This is a genomic window from Niallia alba (assembly GCF_012933555.1).
Taxonomy (GTDB): domain Bacteria; phylum Bacillota; class Bacilli; order Bacillales; family Cytobacillaceae; genus Niallia; species Niallia alba.
This window is the reverse complement of the sequence record NZ_JABBPK010000001.1, coordinates 3,534,324-3,558,301: the sequence shown is the minus strand read 5'-3', so window position 1 is coordinate 3,558,301 and position 23,978 is coordinate 3,534,324. Positions and strand designations below refer to the sequence as shown.

Sequence of the window (23,978 nt, the reverse complement as noted above, 5' to 3'; positions counted from 1 at the left end):
ACATTAGTAACCATTGGAGGTGGAAAGGCTTTTTTTATGGATATAGCCTTTCTTGGTAACATCCAGTGAATAAGTAAAAGGAAAGAATTTAGGGAGGTTATACAAATGTTACAGGAGACTGCCTTTGAAAATACAAAGGCCCAAGTAAAACCGTTAACTGGTGCTGATCTCTTACTGCAAGCTTTGGAAAAAGAAAATGTTGAATTTATTTTCGGATATCCAGGTGGAGCTGTGTTACCAATTTATGATAAGATTTACGATTCGAAAATTTTTCATGTATTGCCAAGACATGAACAAGGCGGTATTCATGCAGCAGAAGGATATGCGAGAATCTCTGGAAAACCAGGTGTAGTCATTGCAACATCAGGTCCCGGTGCTACAAATATTGTAACAGGGCTTGCTGATGCTATGATGGATTCTCTGCCACTAGTTGTTTTTACAGGTCAAGTAGCAACAGGTGTGATTGGAACAGATGCTTTTCAAGAAGCAGACATTTTAGGGATTACTACACCGATAACAAAATATAATTGTCAGGTTCGAAGCCTTGAAGATATTCCTAGAATCATTAAAGAGGCGTTCTATATTGCTACAAGTGGAAGACCAGGACCAGTATTAATTGATTTTCCAAAAGATATTGCTGCAACTATTTCAGATGTTCCAGCTGAGAAGGAAGTAGACCTTCCAGGTTATCAACCGACAACACAACCGAATTATTTGCAGATTCGCAAATTGACAGAAGCTGTAAGTGCTGCAAAAAAACCAGTAATTTTAGCAGGAGCAGGTGTCAATTTTGCAAAAGCGAGTACCGAGTTACTTCAATATGTAGAACAGCAACAAATCCCAGTCGTACATACACTTCTTGGTTTAGGAGGTTTTCCAGCTGATAACAAGTTGTTTGTTGGTATGGGAGGAATGCACGGTTGTTATGCCGCTAATATGGCTTTATATGAAGCAGACTTATTAATTAATGTTGGGGCAAGATTTGATGATCGTTTAACAGGAAACTTAGCCCATTTTGCACCAAATGCCATTAAAGCACATATTGATATCGATCCTGCAGAAATTGGTAAGATTATTCCAACGAAAATACCGATTGTTGCAGATGCTAAAGAAGCACTTACAATGTTGATAAAGCAAAAAGGCTTACAGTCAGACCATAATGCATGGTTAGAAAAGATTGAAAATTGGAAAAATGAATATCCGTATTATTATGAAGAATCCAATCTTCTGAAACCACAGCAAGTATTGGAGATGTTATACGAAAAGACGCAAGGTGAAGCAATTGTAACTACAGATGTTGGACAGCACCAAATGTGGACTGCCCAATACTATCAATTTAAAGAGTCCAATCGCTGGGTAACATCTGGAGGACTAGGTACAATGGGATTTGGACTTCCATCAAGTATTGGAGCTCAATTAGCTGATCCAAAAGCAACGGTACTTGCTATTAGCGGTGATGGGGGCTTTCAAATGTGCAGCCAGGAGCTTGCGCTAATAAGAGAATTGAATTTACCGATTAAGATTATTATTTTTAATAATCAAGCATTAGGGATGGTAAGACAATGGCAAGAGTTTTTCTATGAATCTCGCTTTTCTCATAGTAAGGAATCTTACCAACCATCGTTTGTTGCATTAGCAGAAGCGTATGGAATAAAAGGCTATCAAATATCTTCCGCAGTAGAAGCTGCAAGCATTCTGGACGAAGTGTTAGCGGTAAGAGAACCTGTATTATTGGATTTCCGCATTGATCCTGGTGAGAATGTGTATCCAATGATTGCTCCAGGTAAAGGATTGCATGAAATGGTAGGGATGAAGCCATGAAGAAAATAATTAGCTTAACTGTTATGAATAAATCTGGTGTATTAAATCGGATCACTAATCTCTTTTCAAAACGAAACTACAACATTGAAAGCATATCAGTGGGACATACGGAGCATGAAGGAGTCTCTCGAATTACATGTGTTGTGCATGTAGAAAGTGATGGCGTCATAGAACAAATCACGAAACAGTTAAATAAGCAAATTGATATTTTGAAAGTAGTAGACATCACTGATCAGGCTATAGTTGCAAGAGAGCTTGCCTTAATAAAAGTACTTGCTACACCGCAGACTAGGCACGAGCTATACTCAGTTATTGAACCATTTAGAGCTTCTGTAATCGATGTAAGTAAAGAAAGTCTCGTTATCCAAATTACAGGAGAATCAACAAAAATTGAAGCTTTTATAGAACTGCTAAGACCTTATGGAATTAAAGAATTGGCTAGAACTGGTACAACAGCATTCCCTCGTGGATCTCAAAAAACAGCAGCTCATAAAAGTAACTATTCTATCGTCTAAACATCAATATTAAATAGGCTATTTTCATAGATTTATTGAGCAGTCTGAATACGTGAAGACGTCTATTGGATAAGCGAGAAAGGTGAGACCCCCACAAGGTATTACTAAGAAGAATCCACCGCTCGCCCTATAGAAAGTGAAATGTATTTAGGTTGCGGTTGACTAATAGCAAACTTTATGAAAATAGCCATTAAATAAATCTAATTTTACAAACGAAAGGGAGAAGAATAATGGCAAAAATGTATTATAACGGAGACGCAAATTTAGGATATTTTGAAGGGAAAACAGTTGCAGTAATTGGTTATGGATCTCAAGGACATGCACATGCTTTAAACATGAAAGATAGTGGTGTTCATGTCATTATTGGATTAAGAAAAGGTAATTCATGGAATAAAGCAGTGGAAGATGGATTTAATGTTTATTCAGTTGGCGAAGCAACAGCTCAAGCGGATATTGTAATGATTTTACTTCCAGATGAATTACAAACAAAAGTATATAATGAAGAAATTAAACCAAATTTAACAAATCAAGCATTAATGTTTGCTCATGGATTCAATATTCATTTTAATCAAATTGTCCCTCCAAGTGAGAGTGATGTACTATTAGTTGCTCCAAAAGGACCAGGTCATCTTGTAAGAAGAACATTTGAACAAGAAGCAGGTGTTCCAGCATTGTTTGCAATTTATCAAGATGTAACTGGTGAAGCGAGAGAGCTTGCACTTGCTTATGCAAAAGCGATTGGGGCTTTACGTGCAGGAGCTTTAGAGACAACATTTAAAGAAGAAACAGAAACAGATCTTTTCGGTGAACAAGCGGTTCTGTGTGGTGGTCTAACTGCACTTGTAAAAGCGGGCTTTGAAACATTGGTTGAAGCAGGATATCAACCGGAATTAGCATATTTTGAGTGTTTACATGAGCTGAAATTGATTGTTGACTTGATGTATGAAGATGGAATGGCAGGAATGAGATATTCTATTTCAGATACAGCACAGTGGGGAGATTTTGTAACAGGACCACGTATTGTCACAGATGATGTGAAGAAAGAAATGAAAGCTGTACTTACAGATATTCAAGAAGGAAAATTTGCTAAAGGATGGATTTTAGAAAATCAGGCAAATAGACCAGTGTTTAACGCGATTAATGCGAGAGAAAGTGAACATCTAATCGAAAAGGTTGGAAAAGAATTACGTGCAATGATGCCATTCGTTAAAAGCTCGAGAAAGAAAGAAGTGGTTGGTAGTGGCAAAAATTAAGATATTTGATACAACATTGAGAGATGGGGAGCAATCTCCTGGCGTAAATTTAAATTTGGCAGAGAAGTTGGTCATTGCTGAACAGTTAGAAAAATTGAATGTAGATATTATAGAGGCAGGCTTTCCTGCTGCCTCTAAAGGTGATTTTGTCTCTGTGCAACAAATAGCGAAAACAATAAAAAATAGCTCTGTTACAGGTTTAGCAAGAGCGGTAACATCTGATATTGATGCAGCTTGGGATGCTTTAAAAGACGGTGCAGAACCGAGAATTCATGTGTTTCTAGCAACGAGTCCAATTCATCGAGAATACAAATTAAAACTGTCGAAAGAACAAGTTGTGGAAAGAGCTGTAGCGGCCGTTAAATACGCTGCTAAAAGATTTCCAGTTATCCAATGGAGTGCAGAGGATGCATGTCGTACAGAACTTCCATTTTTAGCAGAAATAATAGAAGAAGTTATTCAAGCAGGAGCGCGTATCATTAATATTCCAGATACTGTAGGCTATATAACGCCAAATGAGTATGGTGAAGTTTTTCAATATTTAAAAAATAATGTCCCGTCCATTGATAAAGTTTCCTTATCAACCCATTGTCATGATGATTTAGGGATGGCAACAGCAAATTCACTAGCCGCTATCGAAAATGGAGCAACTCAAGTAGAGTGCACTATTAATGGCATAGGAGAGAGAGCTGGTAATGCTTCAATGGAAGAAATTGTGGTAGCGCTTCATATTAGAAATGATCATTATCAAGAAAGAACAAGAATTAATCTGAAAGAGATTAGCAGATCAAGCAGCCTTGTTAGTGAATTAACTGGCATGGTGGTCCCAGGGAATAAAGCAATTGTTGGTCGCAATGCCTTTGCTCATGAATCTGGCATTCACCAAGACGGAGTTCTTAAGGAGAAAACTACCTATGAAATTATTTCTCCTGAACTTGTAGGCTATGTAAACAACAATAATATGGTTCTAGGGAAGCATTCAGGTAGTCATGCCTTTAAAACAAAGCTGAAAGATTTAGGGCTTCAAGTGAAAGATGAGGATGTTAAAGATCTCTTTATTGCATTTAAGGATTTAGCAGACCACAAAAAAGAAATTTCCGATGAAGATATTATTGCCATTTTTCTAGAAAACAAGCTTGCTAAAGAAGAGAAATACTATGAATTAGTTGATGTTAAGGTCCAACATAAAAATGACAACGAAGCTGATGCAATTGTTAAGCTTTCTGGTCCGAAAAATGAATTAATTATTCAAAATGGTACTGGATCAGGAAGTGTTGAAGCATTATATAACACACTAGAAATGTCCATATCTGGTCAAGTGAAATTAGAAGATTATCGAATTCAGTCATTGGGTGCTGGCAGAGATGCGTTAGCTCAAGTATTTGTTAGAGTGCAATATGACGAAAAAGAAAGTACTGGAAGAGGCTTAGATCAAGATGTATTAATAGCATCTGCCAAAGCCTATATAAATGCTATTAATAGAGGGATTCTGGCAAGAGAACAATTTCTTGAAAAAGTGTAAGCTTTAAGATCCACATCAAGCTTTGATATAGGGAGCGAATAGAAATGAAGAAAAGAATCGCCGTATTGCCAGGTGATGGAATTGGACCTGAAATAGTAGCAGGAGCAATGAAGATTTTGCAAACAATTGAAACATTATATAGACATCAGTTCGAAATCACATATGCTGATATTGGCGGTTGTGCAACAGATAAAACAGGGACTCCTTTACCTAATGAAACGATTACGATTTGTAAAAATAGTGATGCGATTCTTTTAGGAGCAGTTGGAGGACCGAAATGGGATTCCCTTCCCGTGGAAAAACGCCCAGAGCAAGGACTATTGAAAATAAGAAAAGAATTGAACCTGTTCGCGAACATCAGGCCAACAACCTGTTATGAAAGTTTAGCAGCCTCGTCTCCACTTAAAGAGGATATTATCGCAGGAGTAGATTTAATTGTGGTCCGTGAATTGACAGGAGGCATCTATTTTGGAAAGCCGAGCGAACGTAGGTTAATAGATGGAAAACCAGGTGCTGTCGATACACTTCAATATGAGAATGAAGAAATAGAACGTGTAGTCGAAAAAGCATTTGAAATCGCAAAAACACGATCGAAAAAGGTTACTTCCGTAGATAAAGCCAATGTTTTAGAGACTAGTAGAGTATGGAGGGAGATTGCAAGTCAAGTAGCAGAAAAATATCCAGATGTTATTCTAGAGCACATGCTTGTTGATAATGCAGCGATGCAGCTGGTTAGAAACCCAAAACAATTTGATGTGATTGTTACAGAAAATATGTTTGGCGATATCTTAAGTGATGAAGCATCAGTGTTAACCGGTTCGTTAGGAATGTTGGCATCAAGCAGTTTATCAGCTGGTGGACCTTACCTTTACGAACCAATCCATGGTTCTGCACCAGATATTGCAGGGGAAAACATCGCCAATCCACTTGCAACCATCTTATCTGTAAGTATGATGCTGCGTTTATCTTTTCAAATGGAGAACGAAGCAACGATTATTGAAGAGGCTGTTAATAATGTCTTGAATAAAGGCTTTCGAACAAGGGATATTCTTGCACCAAACTGCACGATCGTTTCGACGACTGAAATGGTAGAAGAAGTAGAGAAAGAAATTCGACAGCTTGTTAAAGTGGCACATGTTTAATAAAAAAGGACTGCTTCGAAAGCTTGGCTGATATATGGTCGGGTTTGGCTGAAAAGATGAAAGTTTGGCTGATATCTGGTCGGGTTTGGCTGAAAAGATGAAAGTTTGGCTGATATCTGGTCTGATTTGGCTGAAAAGATGAAAGTTTGGCTGATATCTGGTCTAATTTGGCTGAAAAGTCGAAAGTTTGGCTGATATCTGGTCTGATTTGGCTGAAAAGATGAAAGTTTGGCTGATATCTGGTCTAATTTGGCTGAAAAGTCGAAAGTTTGGCTGATATATGGTCTGATTTGGCTGAAAAGATGAAAGTTTGGCTGATATCTGGTCTAATTTGGCTGAAAAGTCGAAAGTTTGGCTGATAACCGGTTCAAGTTTATATAAACACTTTACAAAACAGCTTTTAGAATAAAAATAGCTTGTCAAAAGCGGCAGTGATTGGATATAGAGGACTATTAATAGAGAGAAATATACCGTTAAAGGGCTTGTCAAAAGAATACTTTGACAGCCCTTTAACTACAACAGGGAAAAAGAATATGGATTGGAGGGCAAAGTAATGGGGAAATCCATTATCGATAAAATTTGGGAAAAACATGTAGTACATAGAGAAGAGGGGAAGCCGGATTTATTATATATTGATTTACATCTCGTTCATGAAGTTACCTCTCCTCAGGCATTTTCCGGATTGAGAATGAAAAATCGGAAAGTGAGAAGACCAGATCGGACGTTTGCAACGATGGATCATAATGTACCAACTATTAACCGCTTTAAAATAGATGATGAAATTGCCTTAAATCAGATGACTACCTTAGAGAAGAACTGCTTAGAGTTTAATATTCCATTGGCTGGTTTACAAAGTCCTGAACAAGGGATTGTTCATGTAATTGGGCCAGAACTTGGATTAACACAGCCTGGAAAAACAATTGTTTGTGGTGATAGCCATACATCGACTCATGGAGCTTTTGGAGCATTGGCATTTGGGATAGGCACAAGCGAAGTAGAACACGTCCTTGCAACACAAACACTATGGCAAACTAGACCAAAAACGTTAAAAGTAGAGGTCAATGGGAAATTGGAAAATGGTGTAAATGCAAAAGATGTCATTCTTTATATACTTTCTAAATACGGTGTGAATTTTGGAACTGGTCATGTTATTGAATACACAGGAGATGTGATTCGTAATCTTTCAATGGAAGAAAGAATGACGATTTGTAATATGTCTATTGAAGGCGGAGCACGTGCAGGGTTAATTTGTCCAGATGAAATAACTTTTGCTTATTTAAAAGGAAGAAAATACGCACCGGAAAATTGGGAAAGCGCCGTTCAAGAATGGAGCCAGTTAGCTTCTGATGAGAATGCATATTACGATAAAGTCATTACAATTGATGGATACGATATTGCCCCAATGGTAAGCTGGGGGACCAATCCATCAATGACAGCTAAAGTGGATGAAACAATTCCAACAGCAGATTATTATCAAGAGGAAACAGACCGTCGAGCTTTATATAGTGCTCTTCAGTATATGGATCTTAAAGAGGGAATGGCAATTACTGATATTGCCATTCAGCATGTATTTATCGGTTCTTGTACGAATTCTAGAATAGAAGATTTAAGACAAGCCGCAAATGTAATCAAAGGACAGAAAGTATATCCAGGAGTAAGAGCACTAGTTGTTCCTGGGTCGCAAAAAGTAAAAAAACAGGCAGAGGAAGAAGGATTAGATAAACTTTTTGTAGAAGCGGGCTTTGAATGGCGAGATGCAGGCTGCAGTATGTGTTTAAGTATGAACAATGATGTGGTACCAAGTGGTGAGCATTGTGCATCTACCTCCAATCGTAATTTTGAAGGTAGACAAGGAGCTGGTGCTAGAACGCACTTAGTCAGCCCAGCAATGGCAGCTGCTGCGGCGTTAAATGGACGATTTGTTGATATTCGAAAAATGAATGCAGAATTACAAGCAACAACGTAAAGGAGGAATTTGCAATGAGTGGTTTTAAAAAGCTTTACGAAAAAGCAGTAGCGATGGATCGAGTAAATGTGGATACAGATCAGATTATCCCGAAGCAATTTTTGAAGCGTATTGAAAAGACTGGATTCGGCAGATTTGCTTTTTTCGATTGGCGCTATTTGAAAAATGGAGAACCGAATCCTAAATTTGAACTAAACTTACCTGAAAATCAAGGGGCATCTATTTTGATCGCCAATAAAAACTTTGGTTGCGGATCGTCAAGAGAGCATGCTCCCTGGGCTCTCCAGGACTTTGGATTTTCTGTTGTCATCGCCCCGTCTTTTGCAGATATTTTTTATCAAAATTGTTTAAAAAATGGGATGCTTCCAATTCAATTACAGACAGATGAAGTGGAATACCTTTTGAAAGCTGCACAAAATCAACCCTATTTCCTTCATATTAATCTTGAAGAAGAAAAAGTAGAGGATGACTTAGGCTTTTCCGCAACTTTTTCTATCCATCCTTATTGGAAAAAGATGCTGATAAATGGCTGGGATGAGATCGAAATCACACTTCAATACAGTGATAAAATAGCAGAATACGAAAATATAGCTGTTCCAAAATAGTTTATAAAATGTTAAAAGACCCTTTCTAGTCTTAAGGGTCTTTTCTTTTGCGCTTGGTTCGGTCATTTATATTTAACGTATAAATGAAAATGCAGGTTGCATCCAATAAGAAAAAAAGCTACACTAGCAACAAAAAGAATGTATAGGCGGTTAATAGGATGAAGAAACGGGAGCAGGAAAAAAAGGATAACGTTATTTTTTTCCCCGATTTAGATAAACGTTTATTGCAAAAAGGATTAGACGCTATTCAAGAAAAGCGCTTTAAAGAGGCTGTTTCATTTTTAGAAGAAGCAAAAGAGAGAAATCCAGTCCATAGTGATATAAACATTGGCCTTATTCTCTCTTACTATGAATTAGGTTTATTGGATCAGGCAAAACAGATAGCGAAAGAAATGCTTAAAGAGGATCAGGGCGACTATATCCAAGTCCTAGATTTGTATATCATGATTCTCGTACAGCTACATGAATATGAAGAGATAGTTACTACTATTGAAGTGCTGCTAGAAGAACACCAAATTCCGGCAAATAAAATCGAACACTTTTCTAAAATGCTTATATTTAGCAGGAAGATGGCTGATTCTTCTTCCCCGGTGGATAAGGACGATTATAGCGAAGAAGAACCATTAGATGCACATACGAATTTAATGGAATTAGAAAATCCGCAGGAACAGATGCTTCTTATAGCTAAAATGTCCACTCAAAACATTCGAGCATATATAGAAGAAGTAGAACTATACCTTCGAGATGAGGAAAAAAATCCATTTTTAAAAACGATGTTAATCAATATTTTACAAGAGCAAGAATATGAGAAAGAAGTAGTGATTCAGAAGTTTAATCGAACAATTGTGATTAAACCAACTGCACTAAAGGATATGAAAGAACAGGAGCAATACCAAAAAATAACTAGTATTCTTATCGATTATGTGGAAAGCAATGACCCTATTTTGTTCGAAAATATTAAAATGTTAATAGATCGACAAATTTTTTTGCTTTACCCATTCACGCTAGACGATTACAGTGAAGAAACATGGGCAGCGGCTTATCATTCGGTTGTAAATCAGTATTTTGGACAAGAAGAGGGAGAAGAAATCCTTGTATTATATGGAGTCAAAGAGGATGATTTAGAACAAGCAAAAACGTTTATTAATCAACTGGAGCAAATTTCTTATCCTAATATTTAGGCAAGGATGTTGAAACAACTGGAACGTATGATATAATGTAATGGTTGCATTTAGAAAATGCGAAGATGTATATTTCTTACTAGATAACTTTTTTCCCATTAGGAGGTTCTTTCTGTTTCATTAAAAACAGTAGCCAAACAATAATAAAGAAGTTAATCTATACATTAGTAGAAGTAATGAAAAAGTAGAATAGATTGTTGGAGGGAATTTATAGTATGTCAGCTAAATGGGAAGTTTTAGAAGGGAACCGCGGCGTTCTTACAATTGAATTAGATGCAGAAAAACTAAACGAAGGTTTAGATCTTGCATTTAAAAAAGTAGTTAAGCAAGTAAATATTCCAGGATTCCGTAAAGGTAGAATTCCACGTGGAATGTTCGAACAACGTTTTGGTGTTGAATCTTTATACCAAGATGCAATTGATATTCTTTTACCAGAAGCTTATGCAAATGCAATTGAAGAAGCTGGAATTGAGCCAGTTGATCGTCCTGAAATTGATGTAGAACAAATCGAAAAAGGAAAAGCATTAATCTTCAAAGCGACTGTTACAGTTAAGCCTGAAGTAACATTAGGCGAATACAAAGGTTTAGAAGTACCTGCTGTAGAAACAACTGTTACAGATGAAGAAGTAGAAGCTGAAATTAAAGCATTGCAAGAAAAACAAGCTGAATTAGTAGTAAAAGAAGACGGTACTGCTGAATTAGGAGATACAGTTGTTATGGACTTCGAAGGATTCCAAGATGGAGTTGCTTTTGAAGGCGGAACTGCTGAAAACTTCTCATTAGAACTTGGTTCAGGTCAATTTATTCCTGGTTTTGAAGAAAAATTAGTAGGCGTTGCTACTGGCGAATCAAAAGAAGTTGAAGTTACATTCCCAGAAGAATACCATGCTGAAGATTTAGCTGGAAAACCTGCTACATTTAAAGTAACAGTTCATGAAATTAAAGGAAAAGAACTTCCTGAATTAGATGATGAGTTTGCTAAAGATGTAGATGAAGAAGCTGAAACATTGGCTGATTTAAAAGAAAAAATTAAAACTCGTTTAGAAAACGATAAAAAACATCAAGCAGAGCATACAGTTCGTGATACAGTTGTAGAAAAAGCTTCTGAAAATGCAACAATTGATATTCCATCTGCTATGGTTGATACAGAAATTGATCGCATGATGAGCGAATTTGAACAACGTTTACAAATGCAAGGTATGAATCTTGAGTTATACTTCCAGTTCTCAGGACAAGATGAAGCAGCTCTTAAAGATCAAATGAAAGAAGATGCTGAAAAACGTGTTCGTTCTAACTTAACTCTTGAAGCAATTGTTGCTGCAGAAAACATCGAAGTGACAGAAGAAGAAGTTAATGCTGAACTTGAAAACATGTCTCAAATGTACAATATGCCAGTAGATGCTATTAAACAAGCACTTGGTGGCGTAGAAAACTTACAAATGGACATAAAAATGAGAAAAGCAATCGATTTCCTTGTAGAAAACAGCAAAACTGTTGCATAATAGAAGTAAGTAAAAAAACTAAGGCGCGACTATTTCGTGCCTTAGTTTTATATTAGTGTTAAATAACATATAATATGGGTAACTATAATATAAGTTACTCTAACCGTACAGGAATATACAACTAACGAAAGAGATAATATTTCCAGATTTAAAGAAGCAAAATCTGGTTATGCTTAAGGAAGTACATACATTTTACCGTTATTGGATGATAGAGGACTGATTACCCGAGTTGTATTATTTCCTGTACATTACTATCATGTGATACAATTCAATACATAACTGTTGAAAAAAGTAAAATTTGTTTCTGAACAAATAATAATCCGTAACGGTAAAAATATACAAAAAGAAGTTTTAAGGGGTGAAGGCATGTTTAAATTTAATGACGAAAAAGGCCAGTTAAAGTGTTCATTCTGCGGAAAGACACAGGATCAAGTTCGTAAATTAGTTGCTGGTCCTGGTGTATACATTTGTGATGAATGTATAGAACTATGTACAGAAATCGTTGAAGAAGAATTAGGTACAGAAGAAGAAGTAGAATTTAAAGATGTACCGAAACCAGCAGAAATTCGCGATATCCTTAACGAATATGTAATTGGTCAGGATCAAGCGAAGAAAGCACTTTCTGTTGCCGTGTATAACCATTACAAGCGCATTAATTCAAATAGCAAAATTGATGATGTGGAATTATCTAAAAGTAATATTGCGTTAATTGGGCCAACTGGTAGTGGTAAAACACTTCTTGCACAAACACTAGCAAGAATTTTAAATGTACCGTTTGCTATTGCAGATGCAACTAGTTTAACAGAAGCTGGATATGTAGGGGAAGATGTAGAAAATATTCTCTTAAAATTAATCCAATCTGCAGATTATGATGTAGAGAAAGCTGAAAAAGGTATTATTTATATTGATGAAATTGATAAAGTAGCACGTAAATCAGAGAATCCTTCTATTACGAGAGATGTTTCTGGTGAAGGGGTTCAACAAGCATTATTAAAAATTCTAGAGGGTACAGTAGCAAGTGTTCCGCCTCAGGGTGGCAGAAAACATCCTCATCAAGAATTTATTCAAATTGACACAACGAATATTCTATTTATTTGTGGTGGTGCATTTGATGGTATTGAACCAATCATTAAAAGACGTCTAGGCCAAAAAGTAATTGGGTTTGGTTCTGATGGTAAAAAGGCTGAAGTAGAAGATAAAGATCTATTAGCTAAAGTACTTCCAGAAGATTTATTACGCTTCGGGTTAATTCCTGAATTTATTGGTCGTCTTCCTGTTATTGCTAGTCTGGGTCAATTAGACGAAGAAGCATTGATGGAAATTTTAACAAAACCAAAAAATGCGTTAGTTAAACAATTTAAGAAAATGCTTGAATTGGACAATGTCGAATTAGAATTTGAACAAGAGGCACTTAATGAAATTGCGAAAAAAGCAATTGAAAGAAAAACAGGTGCACGTGGATTACGTTCTATTATTGAGGGAATTATGTTAGACGTGATGTTTGAACTGCCTTCAAGAGATGATATTGTTAAATGTATCATTACAAAAGAAACAGTAACAGATAATGCTTCTCCTAAGCTTGTTCTAGAAGACGGAACAGTAGTGGATAAAGAAACAAAAACTTCTGCTTAACAACAGTTATGTGAAAGAATCAATCGATATATCATTTATCGTTGGTTCTTTTTTTTGTGACAAAGTAGGATGAAAAACGATATTAGATGATTCTCCTCTTCATTTCTTTCCACCTCCATTACTTCTCCTTATTTTTTTCCATGAAATCTTGTTTATTCCAACAAAGGGAAGGAGATACTATTTTTTAAAGACAAGGCACCATTATGTATAGAGTCTTTAGTTAAAGGGCTATTTGTGTATTTTCTCAAATAGTCACCTAGCTTCTCTATCTTCAAGCTGGACGTGGGTGGGATTGAGAATGATTCCTTCTTGTTCAAAGCAATAGAGATAGATACATAATCGCTAACCATTGAAGGAAACGCTCCAAGTTATTAGCAAGCTTTCTAAGTGGATTGTGAAGGAAGCTAATACTTGTAAGCTGTTTTAAACAACATGATTTCAGGAGGTAAATTTTTATGAGTTGGGCGGAGATCGCTTTATTTGTACAATTATTCTTTGGGATTATTATCGGACTTTATTTCTGGAACTTATTAAAGAGTCAGAGAACACAGAAGGTTTCGATAGACAGGGAATCAAAAAAAGAAATGGATCAATTAAGAAAAATGCGTGCGATTTCATTAACAGAACCACTTTCTGAAAAAGTACGTCCAACAAGCTTTTCGGATATTGTGGGACAAGAGGATGGAATTAAATCATTAAGAGCCGCGTTATGTGGTCCAAATCCACAGCATGTTATTATTTACGGACCGCCAGGGGTGGGGAAAACAGCAGCAGCTAGACTTGTATTAGAAGAAGCGAAGAAGAATCAGAAATCCCCATTTAAGCCGAATTCTGTGTTTGTGGAATTAGATGCGACGACAGCTAGGTTTGATGAAAGAGGTATAGCAGATCCATTAATCGGCTCGGTTCACGATCCAATTTATCAAGGAGCTGGAGCAATGGGACAAGCTGGTATTCCACAACCAAAACAAGGAGCAGTTACAAATGCACATGGTGGGGTACTGTTTATTGATGAAATTGGAGAATTACATCCAACTCAAATGAATAAGTTATTAAAAGTATTAGAAGACCGAAAAGTTTTTCTAGAAAGTGCCTACTATAATGAAGAGAATACGCAGATTCCATCCCATATCCATGATATTTTTAAAAATGGATTACCAGCCGATTTCCGATTAATAGGGGCGACGACTCGTACACCAAATGAAATACCTCCAGCCATTCGTTCTAGATGTATGGAAGTGTTTTTCCGAGAATTAACAAAAGAAGAAGTTATCCAAATTGGCAAAAAAGCTGCTGATAAAGTGAAGATGAAAATAAGTGAGAAAGCCCTTGATACACTTTCTGAATATGCCAGAAACGGGAGAGAAGCAGTTAATATGGTACAGATTTCTGCTGGACTTGCAATTGGAGAAGATCGTGACTTTATTAAAGATGATGAAGTAGAATGGGTCATTCACTCCAGTCAGCTCTCACCAAGGATGGAAAGAAAAATTAACGATCATTCCGCAATTGGATTCGTTAATGGCTTAGCTGTGTACGGTGCGAATATAGGGGCTTTACTGGAAATCGAAGTGACGGTTATTCCCGTAAAGGATGGAAAAGGAAGCATTAATATAACCGGAATTGTAGAAGAAGAAAGCATTGGTGGACAAGGGAAATCCATTAGAAGAAAAAGCATGGCGAAGGGCTCCATCGAAAATGTTATCACTGTTTTACGATCAATGGATGTTCCTGCCGGCCAATTTGATATTCATGTTAATTTTCCAGGTGGTATTCCAATTGACGGACCTTCTGCAGGCATTTCAATGGCTACAGGTATTTATTCTGCCATCTACAAGCAACCTGTGGATCGGAAAGTGGCGATGACAGGAGAAATAAGTATTCATGGCAAAGTAAAGCCTATCGGAGGGGTAATCGCGAAAGTGAAAGCCGCAAAGGCTGCTGGTGTGCAAAAAGTTATCATTCCACAAGAGAATATGCAAGCTATTTTAGAGGAAATAAAGGATATTACAATTATTCCTGTCGAATCTTTAACTGAAGTGCTAGAGCATGCATTGCTTAAGGAAGAATGGGGAGAAGAAGCAATTCCAGCTTCCACGATTGCATTAACAAAGAAAGAGAGCATTTAATTTCATAAAAGAAAACTTCCTTCAGAGGGGTTTTCCTCAACTCTAGCCCGTAAAGAGTGGGATAAATTTTAAACAATGCTGTCATTAAAGCATTGTCACTGTCGACTAATTCTGTTAAGTGAAAGTTAGTCGGCAGTTTTTTTGTGAATATAATTTGAATAAGAGGCATGATTCTGGAATACAATTTACCCTTAAAAGAATGCTACATTTTATTAAATACAAATATTATTATATAATTGAGTAAATAAGAATAGGCATTGATCTTTTTCTTTTTTGAATGGAAATCGCCTAAATAAGCCATTTTATTAAGGAAGGTTTGTTTTTGAGTGTAACCTTTCATTTTTCTCTTCTCGTGTTTTTCTTTAAGTAGACATGATGCATTAGAATGAGTAAAAAATGGAAGTTAGGAAGTAGTTCTATTTTTACTGCTTGTCTAATAACTCTAGTTAATAGACACATTTTCATAAATAAGATAGAATTGTACAAAGCATTAGAATGCAAAGGTTGCCTATATCGCAAAAACTATTTTAAATAGGCGATAAATGGAAAGGGATTTTTTAAAGCTGGAGGTGCAACGTCATGGAGGAAAATAAAAAAACAATAGTCCCCCTCCTGCCGCTTCGAGGTTTACTGGTTTACCCGACGATGGTGCTTCATTTAGATGTTGGTCGTGATAAGTCAGTGCAGGCTCTCGAAAAAGCAATGGTAGAAGACCATTTAATTTTTCTTACAATGCAAAAGGATATGGATATAGACGAACCTGAAGAAGAAGATCTATACAAAATGGGAACTTTGACAAAAGTGAAACAAATGCTAAAGTTACCAAATGGAACAATTAGAGTCCTGGTTGAAGGAATACAAAGAGCAGAGCTGGAAGAATTGATTGAGGAAGAAAGTTATTTTGCGGCAAGACTACGTATATATGAAGAAGAGAATACTAAAGATGTAGAAGATGAGGCATTAATGAGAACAATGCTTCAGTATTTTGAGCAATACATAAAAATTTCTAAAAAAATATCGCAAGAAACATATGCAACAGTTTCCGATATGGAAGAGCCAGGCAGAATGGCTGATATTATTGCTTCCCATCTGCCTATAAAATTAAAAGAAAAACAGCAGATTTTAGAAACATTAAATAATAAACAAAGAATGAACTATGTTATTGATATCATTCAAAATGAAAAACAGGTTTTAAACCTCGAGAAAAAAATTGGTCAGCGCGTAAAAAAATCAATGGAAAGAACACAAAAGGAATACTATTTACGCGAACAAATGAAAGCCATCCAAAAAGAATTAGGCGACAAAGATGGCAAAACTGGTGAAGTAAGTACACTGCTTGAAAAGATTGAAGAGTCCGGTATGCCTGACCATGTAAAAGTAACCGCATTAAAGGAATTAGATCGTTACGAAAAAATTCCCTCTACTTCAGCAGAAAGCTCCGTCATTCGTAATTATATTGATTGGCTCTTAGCTTTACCATGGACAAATGCAACAGAAGATGATTTGGATCTTATTAAAGCGGAAAAAATCTTAAATGACGACCATCATGGCTTAGAAAAGGTTAAAGAAAGAGTATTAGAGTATCTTGCTGTACAAAAGCTTACAAACTCTTTAAAAGGTCCTATTCTTTGTCTGGCTGGCCCTCCTGGAGTAGGAAAAACAAGTCTGGCACGTTCGATAGCTCGCTCCTTGAACCGGAATTTTGTCCGCATCTCATTAGGGGGAGTGCGCGATGAATCAGAAATTAGAGGACATAGACGAACATATGTAGGAGCAATGCCAGGTAGAATTATTCAAGGAATGAAAAAAGCAGAGACGATAAATCCTGTATTTTTGTTAGATGAAATCGATAAAATGTCCAATGATTTTCGTGGGGATCCATCTTCTGCAATGCTAGAGGTATTGGATCCAGAACAAAACCATAATTTTAGCGATCATTATATTGAAGAAACTTATGATTTATCGAAGGTTATGTTTATTGCAACAGCCAATAATTTGTCGACCATTCCTGGACCATTACGTGATAGAATGGAAATTATCTCAATTGCTGGATACACAGAAATCGAGAAAATTCATATTGCGAAAGATCATCTATTGCCTAAACAAATTAAAGAGCATGGATTATCTAAATCTCAGCTGCAGATTAGAGAAGATAGTATCCAAAGAATTGTCCGATTATATACAAGAGAAGCAGGAGTACGTACTTTAGAAAGACAATTAGCAACCATTTGCCGCAAAACAGCTAGAATGATTGTAACTGCTGAAAAGAAAAAAGTCGTTATAACTGCTAAAAATGTAGAGGACTTCCTTGGTAAACCAATTTTTCATTACGGTCAGGCCGAAGAAGAGGATCAAGTTGGCGTTGCAACTGGTCTTGCCTACACTACAGTTGGCGGCGATACTTTACAAATTGAAGTATCCTTGGCTCCTGGGAAAGGCAAGTTAGTCTTAACAGGAAAATTAGGTGACGTGATGAAGGAATCTGCTCAAGCAGCATTCAGCTATATACGTTCCAAATCAGAAGAGTTAGGCATCGATGCGAATTTCCATGAGAAATATGACATTCACATTCATGTCCCAGAAGGTGCAGTACCGAAGGATGGTCCATCTGCAGGGATTACAATGGTAACCGCGCTTGTGTCTGCTCTTTCTGGAAAACCAATTAAGAAAGAGGTTGGAATGACAGGAGAGGTAACATTGAGAGGGAGAGTTCTCCCAATTGGAGGATTAAAGGAAAAATCTCTTGGTGCTCACCGTGCCGGTTTAAAAACCATCATCATTCCAAAAGATAATGCAAAGGATATCGATGATGTTCCTGAAAGTGTAAGAGAAGAGCTAGACTTTATTTTAGTTTCACATGTAGATGAAGTATTAAAACACGCGTTGAACGGAAGTGTAAATCTTTGAAAGTTAATCAAGCAGAAATAGTAATTAGTGCCGTAAAGCCAAGTCAATATCCAGAAGGGAATCTACCGGAATTTGCTTTAGCAGGTAGATCGAATGTTGGTAAATCCTCCTTCATTAATCGGATGCTCGGACGAAAAGCGTTAGCTCGCATTTCGTCCAAACCAGGGAAAACACAAACATTAAATTTTTATTTAATTAATGAAATTATGCATTTTGTAGATGTACCTGGCTATGGATATGCAAAAGTTTCTAAGAAGGAACGAGAAGCATGGGGGAAAATGCTTGAAACGTATTTTACCTCAAGAGAACAATTAAAAGCAGTTGTATTGATAACAGATCTGCGTCATCCGCCAACTACAGATGATATTTTAATGTATGACTTTTTGAAGCATTATGGAATACCTTGTGTAGTAATTGCTACAAAAGCAGATAAAATATCAAAATCTCAATGGCAAAAACACTTAAAAGTAACAAAAGAGACATTAGGATTAAGCCAAGAAGATTACCTAATCCTATTCTCATCCGAAACAGGAGAAGGAAAAGACAAAGTCTGGTCCTTGCTAGAACATTTAGCAAATAAATAAAAAAAAGACTCACTGCCTCTAACTAACGTTAAAGGAAAGTGAGTCTTTTTTGTTGGAGTTTAATAAGGTGAGGAATCCTTATTGTTTCAAATATTCCCACTGAAGGTTATGTTCCAAAACCCCATATACTATGTATAAACTTTCATTTCCTCTTCTTCGAAACTAAATAATACCCGCCAACAATAATAAATAGAATAGGGATCAAGTTATTTAAAGTATGGGGACTAATTTTTAAGAATGTTAGTGAGCCAAGAATTTCTTGATAGAAAAGCAATAAAACTGCTAGCAATAAAAATAAAAGCCCATTTAACAAGCCTTGTCCCGTTTTCTGATTTTGAAGAATAAAGCCAAGTGCAATAATTAAGATAAAAGTTCCCGTGTGATCCGGCCAAATAGCAAGCTTATTCACTAAATGAAAATGTAAACCAAATCCAGTTAAAATTACGCCTGGCAAAATTACACCATAATCCTTTCCACCATAGCCCTGAAAAAGAAAAGCAATCCCAATGATGATTAATAGGGTTGGCCAAGTATATAGATTGGGTAGAATGGTAATATTAAATTCCTTTAAGATGAAATAAAATCCAAAACCAATTAATACGATACCAGAGAACCATTTTTGTGTTTTCATTATTTCCTCCACTTCCAAAAAACTTAGCTTGAATACATAGAAGATTTTTGTTACTGTACAATGAGTAAAGTACATTTTTTGTACAAAAACTAGCATTTAAAAATAATTTTGCAAAAGAAGTATAAACTATTACTAGTAAATAACGTAAGTATAATTCTTTTACTGTTATTAATACTATATCTTACCATATGAATTCACAATTTGTTCACATTTATAGGGCAAATTGTTTCCCATTTTTGAAATGAATTTGTTATAATAACTACATGTTAATAATTATTATAATTTAATCTATTTATATAAATGGTTTATAAATGATCTTTATGAATATATAGGTAAGAACTTACTTTGGGGGTGTCATTAGGTAAAATGCATATTATAGTTGTCGGATTAAACTTTAAAACGGCCCCAGTTGAAATTCGTGAACGTTTAACATTTGATTCAAAGCAAATAGGGGAAGCTATGAATCAATTACAAACTAAAAAAAGTATATTAGAAAATGTTATTATCTCAACGTGCAATCGTACGGAAATATATGCAGTCGTAGATCAGTTTCATACTGGTCGCTATTATATTAAACAATTTTTAGCAGAATGGTTTCAGTTGGAACAAGATGAATTTGTTCCTTATTTATTTGTGTATGAACAAGATGGAGCTTTGAATCATTTATTCCAAGTTACTTGTGGTTTAAATTCTATGGTTGTTGGGGAAACACAAATTCTCGGACAGATACGTTCGAGCTTTTTAACGGCACAAGCGATTAAATCTACCGGTTCGGTATTTAATCAGTTATTTAAGCAAGCTATTACGCTGGCAAAAAAAGCACACACAGAAACAGATATTGGTGCAAACGCTGTGTCTGTAAGCTACGCAGCCGTAGAATTGGCAAAAAAAATATTTGGTACTTTGCAAAATAAAAATGTACTAATATTAGGTGCAGGGAAAATGGGCGAGCTTGCCATTCAGAATTTGTATAGCAATGGTGCGAAAAACGTAACTGTGATAAATCGCACATTTGAGAAAGCTGAAACACTTGCTCATCGTTTTGAAGGCCAAGCAAAACCGATGAATGAGTTGCAGTGTGCATTACTTGATGCGGATATTGTTATTAGCTCCACTGGTTCTAATACATTTGTTATAACAAAGGCAATGATGAAAGCAGTCGATAAAATCCGCAAAGGTAATCCACTATTTATGGTTGATATTGCGGTACCACGAGATTTAGAACCTGAAATGGCTGAACTAGATAGTGTGTTTCTTTACGATATCGACGATTTGGAAGGGATTGTGGAAGCAAATCTTCAGGAGCGTCAAAAAGAAGCCGAAAAAATCATGATTATGATCGAGGCAGAAATTAGTGAGTTCAATCAATGGCTTCATTTATTAGGCGTCGTGCCAGTCATTTCTGCCCTTCGTGAAAAGGCACTTGCTATTCAAAGTGAAACAATGAAAAGTCTAGAAAGAAAACTTCCTAATCTAAGTGAAAGAGAAAGAAAGATTTTAAATAAACATACGAAAAGCATTGTAAATCAAATGTTGAAAGATCCAATACTTCAAGCGAAGGAATTAGCTGCACTTCCTGATGCAGACCAATCGATGCAATTATTTATGAAAATCTTCAATTTAGAATCCGATGCAAAAAAAGAATCCAATGATGGGGCAAAGGAAGAAGAAAAAGAAGCGTTTTCTCCAATTGTACGGCCATCCATTCAAGTGTGATTAGTCTAACTACTTAAATGCTTTTGTTTCTTTTGACAGGAAAGTATGATTCGTTATGAACTGTTTGAGAATAAAAACTCTTCAAATGGTAGTTTCACTTTCTTTTTCATAGGTTAAAATATAGTTGGGGATTACGAATTAAAAGCTATGTTAAGTTTTGTAAAAGACTTCATATTAGGATCTTTTTTGTTCGAAGGGGACCCGTTGATGCAGGATATATTTATGACTAGACTTCATGAATTCACGATTATTCTTTATGCGTTATCTGTGCTATTTTATTTTTTTGATTTTATGCATAATAACCAGAGAGCAAATCGAGTAGCTTTCTGGTTACTTTTATTTGTCTGGGTTTTGCAATCATCTTTTTTATTTATCTATATTGTAGAGATGAAACGGTTCCCAATTCTCACAATCATGGAAGGGCTTTACTTTTACTCATGGGTATTGGTTACCTTTTCTCTGATAATAAATAAGTGGTTGAAAATTGATTTTATTGTATTTTTTACCAATGTTTTTGGCTTTGTTATTATGGCAATACATACATTTGCACCTGCACGTGATTCTGCCCAAGTTCATGCAGCGCAGGTTGTATCTGAGTTATTGTTTATTCACGTGACAGCAGCTCTTTTGGCCTATGGAATGTTTACTATTTCTTTTATTTTTTCTGTCCTCTATTGCCTACAGTATGATTTATTAAAACAGAAAAAATGGGGAAAGCGAGTTATGAGGATTGCGGATTTAGCCAAATTAGAACATATATCTTATCTATTATGCGTGATTGGTGTACCATTGTTATTGATTGGGTTAATTCTTGGTGTTCAATGGGCAGTTATTCAAAGACAAGACTTTCTTTGGTATGATCCGAAAATTATTAGCTCCTTTATTGTACTGTTTGTATACAGCAGTTTTTTGTATTTACGAGTTTTAAAAAAATTAAGAGGGAAAAATGGTGCCCTCTTAAATATTGCTAGTTTTTTAATTATGCTAATTAATTTCTTTTTAGTAGGTAATTTTTCAAACTTTCATTATTGAATGAAGACTTACCGGAATTAGGTTGGAGGTACTTTTTATGCGTAAAATAATTGTTGGTTCAAGGAAAAGTAAGCTAGCAATTACTCAAACGAACTGGGTAATTAATCAGCTCAAGAAATTAGATTCTTCTTTTGAATTTGAAGTAAAAGAAGTTGTTACAAAGGGAGATGTTGTCTTAGATGTCACTTTATCCAAGGTTGGAGGAAAGGGGCTATTTGTTAAAGAGATAGAACAAAGCATGCTTGATAAGGAGATAGATATTGCTGTCCACAGTATGAAGGACATGCCAGCCGAGCTTCCAAAAGGGTTAACAATTGGCTGTATTCCTGAGCGTGAAGATTATCGAGATGCCTTAATTAGTAAAAATCATATTTCTTTAAAAGATTTACGAGAAGGTGCAATAATTGGGACAAGTAGTTTGCGTCGAGGGGCGCAATTACTGGCGGTTAGACCTGATCTTGAAATCAAATGGATTCGCGGAAATATTGATACCCGTCTTAATAAGTTAGAAACAGAAGAATATGATGCTATTATCTTAGCTGCTGCTGGATTAGCAAGAATGGGATGGACAAGCGACGTTGTTACAGAATTTTTAGATCCAGAAATATGCTTGCCGGCAGTTGGCCAAGGCGCCCTTGCTATTGAGTGTCGAGAAGATGATAAAGAAGTATTAGAACTTTTAAGTAAGTTGTCTAATCAAGATACTACTCGTACCGTTTATGCGGAAAGAGCATTTTTACAGCGCATGGAAGGCGGTTGCCAAGTGCCAATCGCAGGTTTTGCACAAGTAAAAGATGATGAAGTAGCACTAACTGCCTTAGTCATTTCTCCAGATGGGAAACTTATTTTTAAAGAAGAAGTAACAGGAAAAAACCCTGTAGAAGTAGGAGAACAAGCAGCAACAATTTTAACGGAAAAGGGTGCGAAAGCATTAATTGATCAGTTAAAAGAGGAGAACATTATTGATGGCTAATTTGCTTCTCGGAAAGAAAATTCTCGTTCCCCGCGCAAAGAAACAAGCGAGTGTCTTATCAAAGCGAATTTTTGATTTAGGCGGATTTCCTGTTGAAGTGCCTTTAATCGCGTTTCGAGAAAAACAACTTCCAGATGAAGTAATGACTTCTTTAAAAGAAAAAGCATATGATTGGCTTGTCTTTACGAGCCGTAATGGAGTAGAGGCTTTTTTTAAAGAAATAGAAAAAATGCATGTCCCAATTACTGCTAAAATTGCAGTAATTGGTGAAAAAACGACAGCTGCTGTTTCCCATTATGGGTTCCAGGCTAATTTTATTCCAAGTGAATTTGTTGCCGAGCAGTTTATCGAAGAATTTATTCCAGAACTTGAAAGAGGTCAGCAAATTCTGCTTATAAAAGGAAATAGATCAAGGGACTATATAGCGGAGGAATTAAAAGAAGCTGGCCTTCTAGTTGATGAAGCGGTATTATATGAAACATACTTTCCGACAGAAAGTGAAGAACTGCTTGTAAAAGAAGTAAGGAAGAAAGATTTAGATGTATTGATCTTTACAAGTTCTTCCACAGCTCATCATTTCATGAAGGTAATGAAAAAACATCACTTAATAGAGAAACTGGAAAGCTGTATTGTTGTTAGTATTGGACCAGTTACGACTGATACATTGCATAGCTACGGCTTACATGTAACAATTACGGCAAAACCGTATACAACTGACAGCATCCTGAAACATTTAGTGCACTATTTAACAAAGACTGTTTTCTAAAAGACTGTTGTTTTTTCAATAGGAAAAATGGAGCAGCCGGAATACGCGAATACTTCTGTGATAATAGCGAGACAGTCTTGAGACCTTGCAAGCGATAGCAG

Annotated in this window: 18 protein-coding genes; 17 read left to right on the top strand and 1 reads right to left on the bottom strand. The window is 36.1% G+C overall.

The window, feature by feature from the left end; translation table 11 throughout:
* Nucleotides 1-105: 105 nt before the first annotated feature.
* The 13 genes from ilvB (at nt 106) to yihA (ending at nt 18,759) form a co-directional block, all read left to right on the top strand.
* Nucleotides 106-1,821, top strand: coding sequence for an acetolactate synthase large subunit (gene ilvB / locus HHU08_RS17120; RefSeq protein WP_016201760.1), 1,716 nt, complete (start codon nt 106-108; stop codon nt 1,819-1,821).
* Nucleotides 1,818-2,336, top strand: a complete 519-nt coding sequence (ilvN, locus tag HHU08_RS17115) for an acetolactate synthase small subunit (protein ID WP_016201759.1) — start codon at nt 1,818-1,820, stop codon at nt 2,334-2,336. Before ilvB ends, ilvN begins: the two co-directional genes overlap by 4 nt.
* A gap of 230 nt (nt 2,337-2,566) precedes the next feature.
* Nucleotides 2,567-3,589, top strand: a complete 1,023-nt coding sequence (ilvC, locus tag HHU08_RS17110; RefSeq protein WP_016201758.1) for a ketol-acid reductoisomerase — start codon at nt 2,567-2,569, stop codon at nt 3,587-3,589.
* Nucleotides 3,576-5,111, top strand: coding sequence for a 2-isopropylmalate synthase (locus tag HHU08_RS17105; RefSeq protein ID WP_169188932.1), 1,536 nt, complete (start codon nt 3,576-3,578; stop codon nt 5,109-5,111). The genes ilvC and HHU08_RS17105 overlap by 14 nt, the downstream gene beginning before the upstream one ends.
* Before the next feature lie 44 nt (nt 5,112-5,155).
* Nucleotides 5,156-6,253 (top strand): 3-isopropylmalate dehydrogenase, encoded by a 1,098-nt coding sequence (gene leuB / locus HHU08_RS17100; protein WP_016201756.1) that lies wholly within the window; start codon nt 5,156-5,158, stop codon nt 6,251-6,253.
* 553 nt (nt 6,254-6,806) lie between these two features.
* Nucleotides 6,807-8,219, top strand: coding sequence for a 3-isopropylmalate dehydratase large subunit (gene leuC / locus HHU08_RS17090; RefSeq protein ID WP_016201755.1), 1,413 nt, complete (start codon nt 6,807-6,809; stop codon nt 8,217-8,219).
* A 14-nt stretch (nt 8,220-8,233) separates the two neighbouring features.
* Nucleotides 8,234-8,824 (top strand): 3-isopropylmalate dehydratase small subunit, encoded by a 591-nt coding sequence (gene leuD, locus HHU08_RS17085; RefSeq protein ID WP_016201754.1) that lies wholly within the window; start codon nt 8,234-8,236, stop codon nt 8,822-8,824.
* Nucleotides 8,825-8,982: 158 nt separating this feature from the next.
* Nucleotides 8,983-10,005, top strand: a complete 1,023-nt coding sequence (locus HHU08_RS17080) for a tetratricopeptide repeat protein (RefSeq protein ID WP_101730706.1) — start codon at nt 8,983-8,985, stop codon at nt 10,003-10,005.
* Nucleotides 10,006-10,220: 215 nt separating this feature from the next.
* Entirely contained in the window at nt 10,221-11,507 is a 1,287-nt protein-coding gene (gene tig / locus HHU08_RS17075; RefSeq protein ID WP_101730707.1) for a trigger factor, read from the top strand.
* 366 nt (nt 11,508-11,873) lie between these two features.
* Nucleotides 11,874-13,139 (top strand): ATP-dependent protease ATP-binding subunit ClpX, encoded by a 1,266-nt coding sequence (clpX, locus tag HHU08_RS17070; RefSeq protein ID WP_016201751.1) that lies wholly within the window; start codon nt 11,874-11,876, stop codon nt 13,137-13,139.
* 455 nt (nt 13,140-13,594) lie between these two features.
* Nucleotides 13,595-15,268 (top strand): ATP-dependent protease LonB, encoded by a 1,674-nt coding sequence (gene lonB / locus HHU08_RS17065; protein WP_169188930.1) that lies wholly within the window; start codon nt 13,595-13,597, stop codon nt 15,266-15,268.
* Between the two features lie 579 nt (nt 15,269-15,847).
* Nucleotides 15,848-18,175: an endopeptidase La gene (lon, locus tag HHU08_RS17060; RefSeq protein WP_169188929.1), complete on the top strand. Its 2,328-nt coding sequence runs from the start codon at nt 15,848-15,850 to the stop codon at nt 18,173-18,175.
* Entirely contained in the window at nt 18,172-18,759 is a 588-nt protein-coding gene (gene yihA / locus HHU08_RS17055; protein WP_016201748.1) for a ribosome biogenesis GTP-binding protein YihA/YsxC, read from the top strand. Before lon ends, yihA begins: the two co-directional genes overlap by 4 nt.
* A gap of 142 nt (nt 18,760-18,901) precedes the next feature.
* Here the strand turns inward: yihA and HHU08_RS17050 are convergent, their stop codons facing one another.
* Nucleotides 18,902-19,390 carry a LiaI-LiaF-like domain-containing protein gene (locus tag HHU08_RS17050; RefSeq protein ID WP_016201747.1) on the bottom strand — a complete coding sequence of 163 codons (489 nt, stop codon included), beginning with the start codon at nt 19,388-19,390 and terminating at the stop codon, nt 18,902-18,904.
* 366 nt (nt 19,391-19,756) lie between these two features.
* Here HHU08_RS17050 and hemA point away from each other — a divergent pair, with 366 nt between their 5' ends.
* From hemA to HHU08_RS17030, 4 genes are all read left to right on the top strand, one after another.
* Nucleotides 19,757-21,106 (top strand): glutamyl-tRNA reductase, encoded by a 1,350-nt coding sequence (gene hemA, locus HHU08_RS17045; RefSeq protein WP_169188928.1) that lies wholly within the window; start codon nt 19,757-19,759, stop codon nt 21,104-21,106.
* Between the two features lie 207 nt (nt 21,107-21,313).
* A complete protein-coding gene (locus HHU08_RS17040) occupies nt 21,314-22,138 on the top strand; it encodes a cytochrome C assembly family protein (RefSeq protein WP_101730710.1) in 825 nt (274 codons plus the stop codon).
* Between the two features lie 37 nt (nt 22,139-22,175).
* Complete coding sequence (hemC, locus tag HHU08_RS17035) at nt 22,176-23,111, top strand: hydroxymethylbilane synthase (protein WP_016201743.1); 936 nt, start codon at nt 22,176-22,178, stop codon at nt 23,109-23,111.
* Nucleotides 23,104-23,877 carry a uroporphyrinogen-III synthase gene (locus HHU08_RS17030; RefSeq protein WP_016201742.1) on the top strand — a complete coding sequence of 258 codons (774 nt, stop codon included), beginning with the start codon at nt 23,104-23,106 and terminating at the stop codon, nt 23,875-23,877. The genes hemC and HHU08_RS17030 overlap by 8 nt, the downstream gene beginning before the upstream one ends.
* The last annotated feature ends 101 nt before the right edge of the window (nt 23,878-23,978 follow it).